Below are 13,133 nucleotides of genomic sequence, written 5' to 3'. Positions count from 1 at the left end.
CAAACCTCGGCGCGAACTGGCTCCCGGCTCAAAAGAAGTTGTCGTAGGGTCGCCTGAGTACAACAGGAGACGGAGACGGGCGCTCGGGCGTCCAGGGGAGGGGTTCGGTTACATGGCGGCGCTCATCGGCAGGCGGCTGCGCAAGGGGGCGGTCACCACCGCCGTCGCGGCGGCGGCGGTCGCGGCACTCTCCGCGTCCCAGGCTCCCGGCGTCACCACGGACGACCAGGGCAGACAGAGCGCCGCCGACACACTGCCCACACCCGACGAGTCGGCCGACGACAACGCCAGCGGCGACTCGTTCTACTACACGGACCTGCCGCCGCTCAACAGCCCCAGCCCCGCGCCGGGTACCGGTACCGCCGGCCCCACGCCGGCCGCCGGCTCGACCGAGGCCGGCATACCCGCGACCGTCCTGGACGCCTACAAGAAGGCCGAGGCCTCCCTCGCCACGTCCAAGCCGGGCTGCAACCTGCCCTGGCAACTGCTCGCCGCCATCGGCAAGGTGGAGTCGGGCCAGGCCCGCGGCGGCCGCGTGAGCGCCGACGGCACCACCTACTCGCCGATCCTCGGCCCGGTCCTCGACGGCAACGGCTTCGCCAACATCTCCGACACCGACAACGGTGCCTACGACGGCGACAGCAGGTACGACCGCGCGGTCGGCCCCATGCAGTTCATCCCCTCCACGTGGGAGTGGGCGGGCCGGGACGGCAACGGCGACGGCCGGTCCGACCCGAACAACGTCTACGACGCCGCCCTCGCCGCCGGCAACTACCTGTGCCGCTTCGGCTGGGACCTGTCCACGACCGCGGACCTGCGCAAGGCGATCCTCAGCTACAACAACTCCACCGAGTACCTGCACACGGTCCTGTCCTGGCTGGAGTACTACCGCAAGGGCACCCACGAGATCCCGGACGGCACGGGCACCCTGCCCTCCCACCCCAGCGGTGGCGGGACCGGCACGGGCACCACGCCGGCCCGACCGGTCACGCCCGAGCCGGAGCCGAGCCCGCCCGCGACGCCGAAGCCGCCGTCGACCCCGAAGCCCGCCACCCCGGCTCCCGACCCGACCCCGCCCGGCACCGGCACCACCACCCCGCCCCCCACACCGCCGGGCACCATGACCCCGCCGGTCACCCCCACCGAGTCGGTCCACCACCTGGAGGCCGAGGGCGGCACCGCGCTGAGCGCGATGGCCGGCGACACCTATGCCGAGCGGATCGGCACCCGTGCCGAGACCGCCACCGGCCGGCCCGTCGCGAAGGTCCGGATCCGTTTCACCATCAGCGGCGACACCGACGCCACCTTCGAGGGCGGCGAGACCGTCGCCACGATCATCACGGACGGCACCGGCGTCGCCCTGGCGCCCGCCCTGCGGGCAGGCGAGAAGACCGGCACCTTCAAGGTCAGCGCCACCCTCGTGGGCCGCTCGGTCACGCCCGTCACCTACACCGCCACCGTCACCCAGCGCGCCGCCGACACCCTCACCCGCACCACCGGCACCGCGCTGACGTGCGTGCCGGGCGGCTCGTTCACCGAGCAGGTCGAGGTGAAGGCCACCTACCGGGGAGCCGTCGCCGACGAAGTCGCCGCCACCGCCACCCTCGTCAAGGCGGCCGACGACCCCACCGAGAACGACAAGGGCCCCTACTTCAAGGACGCCGACGACAAGCCCGTACGCACCGTCAGCCTGAAGACCGACGCCGACGGCCTGCTGAAGCTGCCGAAGCTGTACGCGGACGACACCGCCGGCACCTACCTGCTGCGCATCACGACACCCGGCGGCGCCACCCTGACCGTCGAACTGACCGTCGCGGAGGCCACCGAATCCCCGTCGGCGAGCCCGTCGCCGTCCCCGTCCGCGAGCCCGTCCCCGTCCGCGAGCCCGTCCCCGTCCACGAGCCCGTCACCCTCGGAGTCCACCGGCGGCGCGTAGCACGCCCACCCGCACGACCGACGGCGGCGCCCCCCCTCGAAGGGGGCGCCGCCGTCCCTCGTGCACGACCTGTTCTCTTCTCAACCGTCCCTTGCTACGGTGCCCGACCTGACGCCGCATCAGACACCTCAGGGTCCGGGAGGGACCGCATGCGCGCCCTGATCGCCGCCGCCACCGGTCTCGCCGTCGCGGTCGCCGCCGTCCTCGCCCTCACCGCCCTGGGCACCCCCACGGGCGGCACCTCCCCGCAACCCCTGCTGACGACGGTGCCGGCACACCCGTGACCGCCCGGGAGGGAGCCCGAGATGCGCCGCAGAGCCGGCCTGATCCTCCTCGCCCTCGCCGTGTTCTTCACGGCGCTGGCCCCCCTGCTGCGCTGGTACGCCTTCCCGCGCCTGGCGAAGGTCCCCCCGAACACCTACCAGACCATGGTCCTCCAGGCGCGCGACGCCACCCTCCTCGACTACGCCACCATGACCGCCCGCACCGTCCCCGAGGTCACCATCGTCCAGACCCTCAAGGGCGACGTCGAGGAGTCCGAGCGGATCGAGCGGACCGCAGGCCGCGACGTCGTCGTCTGGGACGGCCTCTCCTACGTCCAGGGGCCCGACGGCAAGATGGTCTCCCGCGTCCCCGAGCGCTACATCTTCGACGCCCACACCCAGGAACCCGTCCACGCCACCGGCGAGTCCGTCGACGGCGACCCGGTGCAACGCACCGGCATCGAGTTCAAATGGCCGTTCCTGACCGAAAAACGCGACTACGAGTACTTCGACGCCCAGACCCGCACCAGCGCGCCCATCCATTACCAGGGCACCCGCACCTTCCGCGGCCTGAAGGTCTACTACTTCGAACAGACGATCCCCTGGACCCGGGTCCCCATGCCCAGGACCATGCCCGTCCAGGGCATCACCCCCGAGACGGTCGCCAGGACCGGCACCACCCGCTGGTACACCACCGTCCGCAAGTTCTGGGTCGAACCGGTCACCGGGGCGCCCGTCTACGGCGAGGAGATCCACCGCGAGGAACTGCGCGGCGGCACCCTCCTCGGCGACCGGGACAAGGTCACCGCGTTCGCCGGGCACGTCAAGATGCGCGAGGACTACGTCCGGCACACCGTCGACCTGGTCAGATCCAACCGCACCGCGGTGCTCGCGCTCAGGACCTACCTGCCCGCCGGGTTCCTCGCCCTCGGCACGCTCCTGCTGGCCCTCTCCCTCCACGTCGAGGCCCGCGGCCGCCGCTCCACCGCACCGTCCCCCGCAGAACCCACCGCTCCGGAAACCGTCAGCGCCTGAGCCGCGCCCGGGTGTGCCGGGTCGGCTCGGCACCCGCCGGATCCTGCGGCCACGGATGCTTGGGATACCGGCCGCGCAACTCCGCCCGCACCCCCTGATACCCGTCCCGCCAGAACGACGCCAGATCGGCGGTCACGGCGGCGGGCCGTCCTGCCGGCGACAACAGGTGCACCAGCAACGGCACCCCCGCGACCCGCGGCGACTCCTGCAGCCCGAACATCTCCTGCAGCTTGACGGCGAGCACCGGACGCTCCGGATCCGTGTAGTCGACCCGGATCCGCGACCCGCTCGGCACGGTGATCCGCTCCGGCGCCAACTCGTCCAGCCGCCCGGCCTCCCCCGAGGCCCACGGCAGCAGCCGCCCCAGCGCCGCCCCCGCGTCGATCCGCCCGAGGTCGGCCCGCCGCCGCGCCCTGCCCAGCTCCGGCTCCAGCCACTCGTCCACGCGCGCGTGCAGCGCCTCGTCACCCACGTCGGGCCAGGGCTCGCCCAGCCGCAGCCGCAGGAACGCCAGCCGCTGCCGCAGCCCGACCGCCTCCGCCGACCAGCGCAGCAGCCCCAGCCCCTCCCGCCGCAACCCCTCCAGCAAGGCGCCGCGCACCAGGGCCGGGTCGGCATCACGCAACGGCCGCGCCGCCAGCTCGATCGTCCCCAGCCGTGTCACCCGCCGGGCCACGACATCGCCGTCGGCCCAGCGCACCTCCTTCCGCTCGTCGAGCAGCGCACCGGCGGCGAACCGCGCGACGTCCTCGTCGACGACCGCCCCCAGCCGCACGCGCGCGTGACCCCTCCCCGCAGGGCGGTCGGCGACCGCCACGACGATCCACGGCGCGCCGTGCAGCGGGGAACCCTCGGCGAGCTCCGCGCGCGTCCCCGACGCCATCAGGTACGACCCGCCGTCGGCCCTGGCCACCCGCTCGGGAAAGGCCAGCGCGGCCACGAGCCCCGGGAAGCGGTCACCGTCGGCCGCCACCGGCAGCCCCGCCGACCCGGAGCCCTCCCCGGCGACAGCCCGCAGCCGCCGCGCCTCCGCCCGCCACCGCGCGCCGTACGCGTCACCCCCGCGCCGGGCGGCCCGCAGCACCCCACCGAGATCGTCCCCGTACTCCCGCGGCGCCTCCTCGGACAGCAGCGCCACGACGTCGGCACCCTCACCGCCCGTGTCCAGCAGGGCCCGCCCGAGCCGGGGGTGCAGGCCCAGCCGGGCCAGCCGCGCCCCACGCTCCGTGACCCGCCCGGCGCCGTCCACCGCACCGACCGCCGACAGCACCGAGCGGGCCGCCGCCATCGCCCCGGCCGGCGGCGGATCCAGCAGCGCCAGCCCCGACGCCTGCGGATCGCCCCAGCACGCCGCCTGCAGGGCGAACGCCGTCAGATCCGCCACCTTGATCTCCGGGGCCGGAAAACCCGGCAGCCGGGCGTCCTCCGCCTCCGTCCAGCAGCGGTACACCGTGCCCGGCGCCTCCCGCCCGGCCCGGCCCGCCCGCTGCCGCCCGGACGCCCGCGAGGCCCGCACCGTCGCCAGCGCGCTCAGCCCGCGCGCGTGGTCCACCCGCGGCTCGCGCGCCAGCCCCGAATCCACCACCACCCGGACACCCGGCACCGTCAGCGACGACTCCGCCACCGACGTCGCCAGCACCACCCGCCGCTCCGTGCCCCGCGTGAGCACCGCGTCCTGCACGGCCGCCGGCGCCCGCCCGTGCACCTGGAGCACCGTCACCCCGCCCAGATCCCCCAACTGCGCCGCGACCCGCGCGATCTCCCCCACACCGGGCAGGAAGCACAGCACGTCCCCGGACCGCTCGGCCAGCGCCCGCCGCACCACCGACGCCACGTGCGCCAGCAGCGCCGGATCCACCCGCACACCGTGCGGTGGCCGAACCGGCCGGGCCGGCGGCGCCCACACGACCTCCACCGGGTGCGCCACGCCCTCCGCCGCCACCACCGGGGCGTCGCCCAGCAGCCGCGCCCACCCCTGTGCGTCGGTCGTCGCGGAGGCGGCCAGCAGCCGCAGCTCGGGCCGCAGCGCCTGCCGCACGTCCCACAGGAAGGCCGCCGCCGTGTCCGCGTCCAGATGCCGCTCGTGGCACTCGTCGAGCACCACGACGTCGACACCCGCCAGCTCCTGGTCGCGCTGCAACCGCTGCAGCAGCACACCGGTCGTGACGACCTCCACGCGCGCGCGGCGCCCGACGACGCGCTCCCCGCGCACCGTGTAGCCGACGTCTCCCCGACCCGCTCGCCCAGCAGCCACGCCATGCGCCGGGCGGCGGCCCGGGCCGCGATCCGCCGCGGCTCGGCGACCACCACCCGCCGGGCGGGCCCCCCGCCCGGCAGACCGGCCAGCGCGAGCGGCACCAGGGTCGTCTTCCCGGTCCCGGGCGGCGCCACCAGCACGGCGGCGCCGTGGCCCGCCAGAGCGTCCTCCAGCGCGGGCAGGGCACCGCGTACGGGCAGCGCCTCCAGCGCGTCGTGACGGATCACGCCGTCAGTCCCGTACACACGCGAAGATCGCCGTGCCCGGGATCAGACTCCCGCGCAGCGGCGACCAGCCGCCCCACTCCGAGGTGTTCCAGGCCGGCCACTCCGGCTCCACCAGGTCCACCAGCCGGAAACCGGACGCCACGATGTCGCGCACCCGGTCGCCCAGCGTGCGGTGGTGCTCCACGTAGACCGCGGCACCCCGCCCGTCCTGCTCGACGTACGGCGTGCGGTCGAAGTACGAGCCCGCCACGCTCAGCCCCTCCGGGCCCGGCTCGTCCGGGAACGCCCAGCGGATCGGATGCGTCACCGAGAACACGAACCGGCCGCCCGGGCGCAGCACCCGGCGCACCTCGCCCAGCACCTGCCGCGGATCCGCGACGAAGGGCAGCGCCCCGTACGCCGAGCAGGCCAGGTCGAAGGAGCCGTCCGCGAAGGGCAGTGCCCCCGCGTCCGCGCACACCAGCGGGAACGCGGAGCCGATGCGCAGCGCGTGCTGGAGCTGGCGGTGGGAGAGGTCCAGGGCGACCGGGCGGGCGCCCTGTGCGGCCAGCCAGCGCGCGCACTGCGCCGCGCCCGCGCCGATCTCCAGGACGTCCCGGCCCGTCAGCTCCTCCGGCGGTCCGAGGAGCTCCGCCTCGACCTCGTCCAGGCCCTCCGGGCCCCACACGAACCGGTCGTCCCCGAGGAACGTGCCGTGCTCGGTCTGGTACTCGTCCGCGTTGCGGTCCCACCAGCCCCGGTTGGCCCGGGAGCTCTCGGCGACGCCGGCGTCACGCCGCGTGGCCTCCGGCTCGGTCTGGGCGGCGGGCGCGTGCTCGGACGATACGGGCTCTTGGATGATCGGCTCCCTCGTCGTACTCTTCCGTCCAACCCGTCCGGGGGGTGAGACCCGCGGGGCTCCTCGCGCCCTGCGCGGACCCGGGGGACAGGTTGTGTGCCGGGTATGCGGCGATCCACCCCTGGTGGGCGCCTTCGCGCATTGACCATGTCCGGCTGCCCCCGTATGCTACAAGTTGCGCTGCGGGCCTGCGCACCTCAGACGTAGCAGGCTGCGCTCGCATCTGTTGTATGTCCCCTCGGTTGTCGAGGCGCCATCACCGTTTCGGTGAGGCGCTTCCTTGGCTGTCCGGCTTCTGCAGAGCGAAACGGGCTCCCGGCGTAAGCAGTACCTACGACTTCAATGTCCGTACCGGAGCCCTTTCCCACATGACGAGCAGCACCGAGACCACCGCCACCACCCCGCAGGTTGCGGTCAACGACATCGGTAACGAGGAAGCCTTCCTCGCCGCGATCGACGAGACGATCAAGTACTTCAACGACGGCGACATCGTCGACGGCGTCATCGTGAAGGTCGACCGGGACGAGGTCCTGCTCGACATCGGTTACAAGACCGAAGGTGTCATCCCGAGCCGCGAGCTCTCGATCAAGCACGACGTCGACCCCAACGAGGTCGTCGCCGTCGGAGACGAGATCGAGGCCCTGGTCCTCCAGAAGGAGGACAAGGAAGGCCGCCTGATCCTCTCGAAGAAGCGCGCCCAGTACGAGCGGGCCTGGGGCACCATCGAGAAGATCAAGGAAGAGGACGGCATCGTCACCGGTACCGTCATCGAGGTCGTCAAGGGTGGTCTCATCCTCGACATCGGCCTCCGTGGCTTCCTGCCGGCCTCCCTCGTCGAGATGCGCCGTGTCCGCGACCTCCAGCCGTACGTCGGCAAGGAGCTCGAGGCCAAGATCATCGAGCTGGACAAGAACCGCAACAACGTGGTCCTGTCCCGTCGCGCCTGGCTGGAGCAGACCCAGTCCGAGGTCCGCCAGACGTTCCTCACGACCCTCCAGAAGGGTCAGGTCCGCTCCGGCGTGGTCTCCTCGATCGTCAACTTCGGTGCCTTCGTGGACCTCGGTGGCGTCGACGGCCTGGTCCACGTCTCCGAGCTGTCCTGGAAGCACATCGACCACCCGTCCGAGGTCGTCGAGGTCGGCCAGGAAGTCACCGTCGAGGTCCTCGACGTGGACATGGACCGCGAGCGTGTCTCCCTGTCGCTGAAGGCGACCCAGGAAGACCCGTGGCAGCAGTTCGCCCGCACCCACCAGATCGGCCAGGTCGTGCCCGGCAAGGTCACGAAGCTGGTTCCGTTCGGTGCGTTCGTCCGCGTCGACGAGGGCATCGAGGGTCTGGTCCACATCTCCGAGCTGGCCGAGCGCCACGTGGAGATCCCGGAGCAGGTCGTCCAGGTCAACGACGAGATCTTCGTCAAGGTCATCGACATCGACCTCGAGCGCCGCCGCATCAGCCTCTCGCTGAAGCAGGCCAACGAGGCCTTCGGTGCCGACCCGTCCGTGGTCGAGTTCGACCCGACCCTGTACGGCATGGCCGCGTCCTACGACGACCAGGGCAACTACATCTACCCCGAGGGCTTCGACCCCGAGACCAACGACTGGCTCGAGGGCTACGAGAAGCAGCGCGAGGAGTGGGAGCGCCAGTACGCCGAGGCGCAGTCCCGCTTCGAGCAGCACCAGGCGCAGGTCATCAAGTCCCGCGAGGCGGACGAGAAGGCGGCTGCCGAGGGTGGCGAGGCCGCCGCTCCGGCCGCGACCGGTGGTGGCTCGTACTCCTCCGAGGGTGCCGACAACAGCGGCGCGCTGGCCTCGGACGAGGCGCTTGCCGCCCTGCGCGAGAAGCTGGCCGGCGGCCAGAGCTGACCGCCCACCGCTGAGGCTCAGCCACCAGCCGAGGGGCCGTACCCGTCCGGGTACGGCCCCTCGGCCGTACCCACGGCACCCGAGACCGGCGAATTCACGATCACGGGAATGCACACGCGCTGTATCTCGTTGTTCACCGTGAACACGAGGAGGAGCGGTCCAAGTGCTTGATCCGCAGGGTTTGTACGCATGGGAGCCGAAGGGCCTGGCCGTCGTCGACATGGCGCTCGCCCAGGAGTCGGCCGGACTTGTCATGCTCTACCACTTCGACGGATACATCGACGCGGGAGAGACGGGCGACCAGATCGTCGACCGGCTCCTCGACGCGCTGCCCCACCAGGTCGTCGCCCGCTTCGACCACGACCGACTGGTCGACTACCGGGCCCGCCGCCCGCTGCTCACCTTCCGGCGCGACCGCTGGACGGCGTACGAGGAGCCCGCGATCGAGGTCCGCATCGTCCAGGACGCCACCGGAGCACCCTTCCTGCTGCTGTCCGGCCCCGAACCGGACGTGGAATGGGAACGCTTCGCCGCCGCCGTACGGGAGATCGTGGAACGGCTCGGGGTCCGCCTCTCGGTCAACTTCCACGGCATCCCCATGGGCGTCCCGCACACCCGCCCCGTGGGCCTCACCCCCCACGGCAACCGCACCGACCTGGTGCCCGGCCACCGCAGCCCCTTCGACGAGGCCCAGGTGCCCGGCAGCGCCGAGTCCCTTGTCGAGTACCGCCTCATGGAAGCCGGCCACGACGTCCTGGGCGTCGCCGCGCACGTCCCCCACTACATCGCCCGGTCCCCCTACCCCGACGCGGCCCTGACCGTCCTGGAGGCCATCACGGCCGCCACCGGCCTGGTCCTGCCGGGCGTCGCCCACACACTGCGCACCGACGCCCACCGAACCCAGACCGAGATCGACCGCCAGATCCGCGAAGGCGACGAGGAACTGACCGCCCTGGTCGAAGGCCTGGAGCACCAGTACGACGCCGTCGCAGGGGCCGAGACCCGCGGCAACATGCTCGCCGAGCCGGTGGACATCCCGTCGGCCGACGAGATCGGCCGCGAGTTCGAGCGATTCCTCGCCGAGCGGGAAGGCGACGGCTGACACCGGGCGGTGCCGCCCCGCCCGCAGAGCCTAAGCTTGCGCCCATGCTGACAGTGGGCCTGACCGGCGGGATCGGCGCCGGCAAGAGCGAGGTGTCACGGCTGCTCGTCGAGTGCGGGGCCGTGCTGATCGACGCGGACCGCATCGCGCGTGACGTCGTCGCCCCCGGCACCCCCGGCCTCGCGGCCGTCGTCGACGCGTTCGGCACCGGCGTACTGACCCCCGACGGCAGCCTCGACCGGCCCAAGCTGGGCTCCCTCGTCTTCGCCGACCCCGACAAACTCGCCCTGCTCAACTCGATCGTGCACCCCCTGGTCGGCGCCCGCTCCCGCGCCCTGGAAGAGGCAGCCCCCGAGGACGCGGTGGTCGTCCACGACGTCCCGCTCCTCACCGAGAACGGCCTCGCCTCCCTGTACGACGTCGTCATCGTCGTCGACACCGACCCCGCCACCCAGCTCGACCGGCTGGTGCGGTTGCGCGGCATGACCGAGGCGGACGCCCGCGCGCGCATGGCCGCCCAGGCGACCCGCGACGAACGCCGGAAGATCGCCGACATCGTGATCGACAACGACGTACCGCTGCCGGAACTGCAACTGCGTGTGCGACAGGTGTGGGCACAACTGACGGAGCGGGCGCGAACGGCGTCGGCGGGGCCGACCGGGCGGGGATGACGTCCGCGCGGAATAGGGTTGTCCGCTGCGGGCGTTGGACCAGTGCACTCAGGGAAGGGATTCTCCGTGGCCGAAACCAGCGGTTCGACCGGACGCACTCCGGAGACCCATGTCATTGACTTCCGCGCCGCCGAGCAACTGCTCGCCGCCCGGGATCCCCGAGGCGCCGTGAAACTCCTCGACGGCGTCATCGCCGCCCACCCCGAGAACACCGCCGCCCGACTGCTGAGGGCCCGCGCGTTCTTCGCCGCCGCACAGCTGCGCCCGGCGGAACTCGAGTTCACCATCGTCCTGGAGCGGGAACCGGACAACGCCTTCGCGCACTTCGCCCTCGCCCGGACCTACCAGCGCCAGGGCCGCGACGATCAGGCCACGCGTCACTTCCGGCTGGCCGCGGCGCTGGATCCGAACCCGGAGTACCTCAAGGCCGCGCGCTTCGACAGCTGACCCGCCCTCCCGCCGCCGGACCCCGCACACCAACACGTCGCTCGAACGAGTGAACCGGTCGCCACCGGGAACGGCCCCCGGCCGACCGGCCGTTGAACGGTCATGAAGCAACAGACATGAGCGGCGCCGACAATCCGCGCCGACAAACCGCGCCGACAAGCTGACGAAGCACTGAGAAAGCGCCTCCGACCGCGATGAGTTCGGAGCCGAAGGACGGTCTGTATCCGTGACAGCAGCAATCAACCGCTCTTCACAGGAGAACCAGATGTCCGAGACCACCGCGCCCACCACCTCGGTGCCCGTCACCGTCCCGGCCGCCGGGCCTTCGGCCGAGGACGGTCCCCGATCCGGCAGCCGTGGCAGGGTCGGCCGGATCGCGCTGCGGAGCGTGCAGATACTGCTCGCGCTCTTCTTCGGGATCGCCAGCGCTCTGCCGAAGCTGATCGCCCACTCGTCGGCGGCCGAGGTCTTCGACGACATGGGCTGGGGCAGCGTCGGCATGTACACCATCGGCGTGCTGGAACTGGCCGGTGCGGTGGCCCTGCTGGTGCCGCTGCTGCAGTCGGTGGCGGCGATGGCGCTGAGCGGGCTCATGGTGGGCGCGTTCATCGTCCAGCTCACCGTCCTCGACGGGAAGAACGCCGCGACCCCGCTGATCATCATCGTGCCGCTCCTGCTCGTCGCCTGGGCCAGGAGGGAGCGGAACATCGAGCTCATGCGGTGGGTGCGGGGAACTGCGTGACGGCTCGGAAGGGGCTGGGGGCGGGGGCGGGAAGGGGTAGGGGGGAGGGGGCCGACGGAGTCACCCCTTCGCCGGCAGCGGGAGCCCCGTTACTCGCCGGAGCGGTCCCGACGTCCTTCGCCGCCTCGGCGCCGGGAACCACCTCGACGCGCCGCCCCGCTGCCGGGATCGTCACCGCCCCGGCGGTCGGCGCGGCCTCGGCCGGCCGAGCCCTCCCGGCGGGTCGCCCCCTTACCTCCGGTACCTCCGGATGTGCGGTCCCGGTCGGAGGCGGTTCCGCGAGCCGTCGAGTCGGTCGGCTCGTTCCGCTCGGGCGTGCTGTCCGACGCGGTGGGCGGGTCGAAGATCGCGGGGTCGTCGAAGGGCGGGGGAGGGGTCAGGGGGTCGAAGTCGCTCAGGCCGCGGAGGCGGTCGAGTTCCCGGCGGTCGCGCTTGGTGGGACGACCGGCACCGCGGTCACGGATGGCGACGGGGGCGACGGCCGCACGGGGCGGTGGCGGGGGGCTGTTGTCGACGTAGCACTGAGCGGCCACGGGGGCACCCACCCGCTTGCGGATCAGACGGGTGACGACGACGATCCGCTCGCGGCCGTCCTGCCGGACCCGCACCTCGTCACCGACGCGTACGGAGTGGGCGGGCTTCACCCGCTCGCCGTTGATCCGTACGTGGCCGCCCCGGCAGGCGGTGGCGCCCTGCGAGCGGGTCTTGACCAGCCGTACGGACCAGATCCAGGTGTCGACGCGCACGGAGGTCCCGGGCGGGGGAGCGGCGGCCTCGGCGGCCGCCACCGCGGCGGCGGTCTTCGGGTCCGGGGCGGTCGTGGGCGCCTGGTCGGCGGCCTGCCGCGGGTCGCCCGTCGTCTCGTGGTCCGCACCATCAGAAACCATGTACCCGACCTTAGCCGCCGGGTGGCAGGCGCCCGAACGGTTTCCGGGCGCCCCGGCCGCCCGGGCCCTCCTGCGTGGGCCGGACCATGTCGGCCCTACCGTGGAGGGATGGACACCAGCGGTCCCGCCGGTCTGTCCGGCCTCGACGAGCGGATCGCCGACTGCCGGGCCTGCCCCCGGCTGGTCGACTGGCGGGAGGAGGTCGCCCGCACGAAGCGGGCCGCTTTCACCGAGTGGACGTACTGGGGGCGCCCGGTTCCCGGCTTCGGACCGGACGACGCCCGGCTGTTGATCGTGGGGCTCGCGCCGGCCGCGCACGGGGGCAACCGCACCGGGCGGATGTTCACCGGCGACCGGTCCGGGGACGTGCTGTACCGGGCGCTGCACGAGGTGGGGCTGGCCTCGCAGCCGGAGGCCGTGTCACGTGACGACGGGCTGCGGCTGCTCGGGGTCCGGGTCACCTCCCCGGTGCACTGCGCGCCGCCCGCGAACCGTCCGACGCCCGGCGAGCGCGACACCTGTCGGCCGTGGCTCGTGCAGGAGCTGCGGCTGCTGAGGCCCACCCTGCGGGCGGTGATCGTTCTCGGCGGGTTCGGTTGGCAGGCGGCGCTGCCGGCGTTCGCCGACGCGGGGTGGCGGGTGCCCAGACCCCGGCCCGCCTTCGCGCACGGCACGCGCGTGACGCTCGATCCACCGGATGGGGGTGCACACCGCCTTGAGGTCTTCGGGTGCTTCCACGTCAGCCAGCGCAACACCTTCACCGGGCGGCTGACCCCCGAGATGCTGCGCGAGGTGCTGCGCACGGCGGCCGCGGCGGCGGGATTGCCGTGAACGCCGCGCCTCCCGCTCGGGATCCAGCCCGTGCT

The 13,133-nt window shown here is 73.0% G+C and carries 11 protein-coding genes and 1 pseudogene; 9 read left to right on the top strand and 3 right to left on the bottom strand.

The annotated features are described in order from the left end of the window. The first annotated feature begins 112 nt into the window (after positions 1 to 112). The 3 genes from AC3ET3_RS10785 to pgfA all read left to right on the top strand — a co-directional run bounded on the left by AC3ET3_RS10785 (position 113) and on the right by pgfA (position 3,234). Positions 113 to 1,936: a lytic transglycosylase domain-containing protein gene (locus AC3ET3_RS10785; protein ID WP_435612025.1), complete on the top strand. Its 1,824-nt coding sequence runs from the start codon at positions 113 to 115 to the stop codon at positions 1,934 to 1,936. Between the two features lie 149 nt (positions 1,937 to 2,085). Next, a complete protein-coding gene (locus tag AC3ET3_RS10780; RefSeq protein ID WP_432136032.1) occupies positions 2,086 to 2,220 on the top strand; it encodes an SPW_0924 family protein in 135 nt (44 codons plus the stop codon). A 21-nt stretch (positions 2,221 to 2,241) separates the two neighbouring features. Beyond that, entirely contained in the window at positions 2,242 to 3,234 is a 993-nt protein-coding gene (gene pgfA, locus AC3ET3_RS10775; RefSeq protein ID WP_432136033.1) for a cell envelope lipid trafficking protein PgfA, read from the top strand. Here the strand turns inward: pgfA and hrpB are convergent. Together hrpB and AC3ET3_RS10765 are read right to left on the bottom strand one after the other, a co-directional pair. Continuing rightward, positions 3,224 to 5,718 (bottom strand): annotated as a pseudogene (gene hrpB / locus AC3ET3_RS10770) (ATP-dependent helicase HrpB). The gene pgfA and the pseudogene hrpB sit on opposite strands and share 11 nt — an antisense overlap. Before the next feature lie 4 nt (positions 5,719 to 5,722). Further along, positions 5,723 to 6,559, bottom strand: coding sequence for a class I SAM-dependent methyltransferase (locus tag AC3ET3_RS10765; protein WP_432136083.1), 837 nt, complete (start codon positions 6,557 to 6,559; stop codon positions 5,723 to 5,725). A gap of 365 nt (positions 6,560 to 6,924) precedes the next feature. On the opposite strand from AC3ET3_RS10765, the gene rpsA reads away from it, so the two are divergent. The 5 genes from rpsA to AC3ET3_RS10740 all read left to right on the top strand — a co-directional run bounded on the left by rpsA (position 6,925) and on the right by AC3ET3_RS10740 (position 11,380). Then, complete coding sequence (rpsA, locus tag AC3ET3_RS10760; RefSeq protein ID WP_432136035.1) at positions 6,925 to 8,418, top strand: 30S ribosomal protein S1; 1,494 nt, start codon at positions 6,925 to 6,927, stop codon at positions 8,416 to 8,418. Positions 8,419 to 8,581: 163 nt separating this feature from the next. Then, positions 8,582 to 9,520 (top strand): PAC2 family protein, encoded by a 939-nt coding sequence (locus tag AC3ET3_RS10755; protein ID WP_432136036.1) that lies wholly within the window; start codon positions 8,582 to 8,584, stop codon positions 9,518 to 9,520. A gap of 44 nt (positions 9,521 to 9,564) precedes the next feature. After that, the gene (gene coaE / locus AC3ET3_RS10750; RefSeq protein ID WP_432136037.1) at positions 9,565 to 10,191 is read left to right on the top strand and encodes a dephospho-CoA kinase; all 627 of its coding nucleotides are present in this window, start codon (positions 9,565 to 9,567) and stop codon (positions 10,189 to 10,191) included. 66 nt (positions 10,192 to 10,257) lie between these two features. Beyond that, positions 10,258 to 10,638, top strand: a complete 381-nt coding sequence (locus AC3ET3_RS10745) for a tetratricopeptide repeat protein (RefSeq protein WP_432136038.1) — start codon at positions 10,258 to 10,260, stop codon at positions 10,636 to 10,638. A gap of 265 nt (positions 10,639 to 10,903) precedes the next feature. Then, complete coding sequence (locus AC3ET3_RS10740; RefSeq protein WP_432156593.1) at positions 10,904 to 11,380, top strand: DoxX family protein; 477 nt, start codon at positions 10,904 to 10,906, stop codon at positions 11,378 to 11,380. Between the two features lie 89 nt (positions 11,381 to 11,469). Here AC3ET3_RS10740 and AC3ET3_RS10735 read toward each other — a convergent pair whose 3' ends face one another. Beyond that, entirely contained in the window at positions 11,470 to 12,267 is a 798-nt protein-coding gene (locus tag AC3ET3_RS10735) for an RNA-binding S4 domain-containing protein (protein ID WP_435612024.1), read from the bottom strand. Positions 12,268 to 12,375: 108 nt separating this feature from the next. Here AC3ET3_RS10735 and AC3ET3_RS10730 point away from each other — a divergent pair, with 108 nt between their 5' ends. After that, on the top strand, positions 12,376 to 13,098 hold the full coding sequence (locus tag AC3ET3_RS10730) for a uracil-DNA glycosylase (protein WP_435612023.1): 723 nt from the start codon (positions 12,376 to 12,378) through the stop codon (positions 13,096 to 13,098). Positions 13,099 to 13,133 lie beyond the last annotated feature (35 nt).

The organism is Streptomyces sp. bgisy159, assembly GCF_057707805.1.
Note: the sequence above shows the minus strand (reverse complement) of the source record. Positions and strands in the feature narration are given on the sequence as shown.

Coding starts and splice junctions, on each gene's coding strand:
- AC3ET3_RS10785 (WP_435612025.1), top strand. CDS start 113: ATGGCGGCGCTCATCGGCAGGCGGCTGCGCAAGGGGGCGGTCACCACC.
- AC3ET3_RS10780 (WP_432136032.1), top strand. CDS start 2,086: ATGCGCGCCCTGATCGCCGCCGCCACCGGTCTCGCCGTCGCGGTCGCC.
- pgfA (WP_432136033.1), top strand. CDS start 2,242: ATGCGCCGCAGAGCCGGCCTGATCCTCCTCGCCCTCGCCGTGTTCTTC.
- rpsA (WP_432136035.1), top strand. CDS start 6,925: ATGACGAGCAGCACCGAGACCACCGCCACCACCCCGCAGGTTGCGGTC.
- coaE (WP_432136037.1), top strand. CDS start 9,565: ATGCTGACAGTGGGCCTGACCGGCGGGATCGGCGCCGGCAAGAGCGAG.
- AC3ET3_RS10740 (WP_432156593.1), top strand. CDS start 10,904: ATGTCCGAGACCACCGCGCCCACCACCTCGGTGCCCGTCACCGTCCCG.
- AC3ET3_RS10735 (WP_435612024.1), bottom strand. CDS start 12,267: ATGGTTTCTGATGGTGCGGACCACGAGACGACGGGCGACCCGCGGCAG.
- AC3ET3_RS10730 (WP_435612023.1), top strand. CDS start 12,376: ATGGACACCAGCGGTCCCGCCGGTCTGTCCGGCCTCGACGAGCGGATC.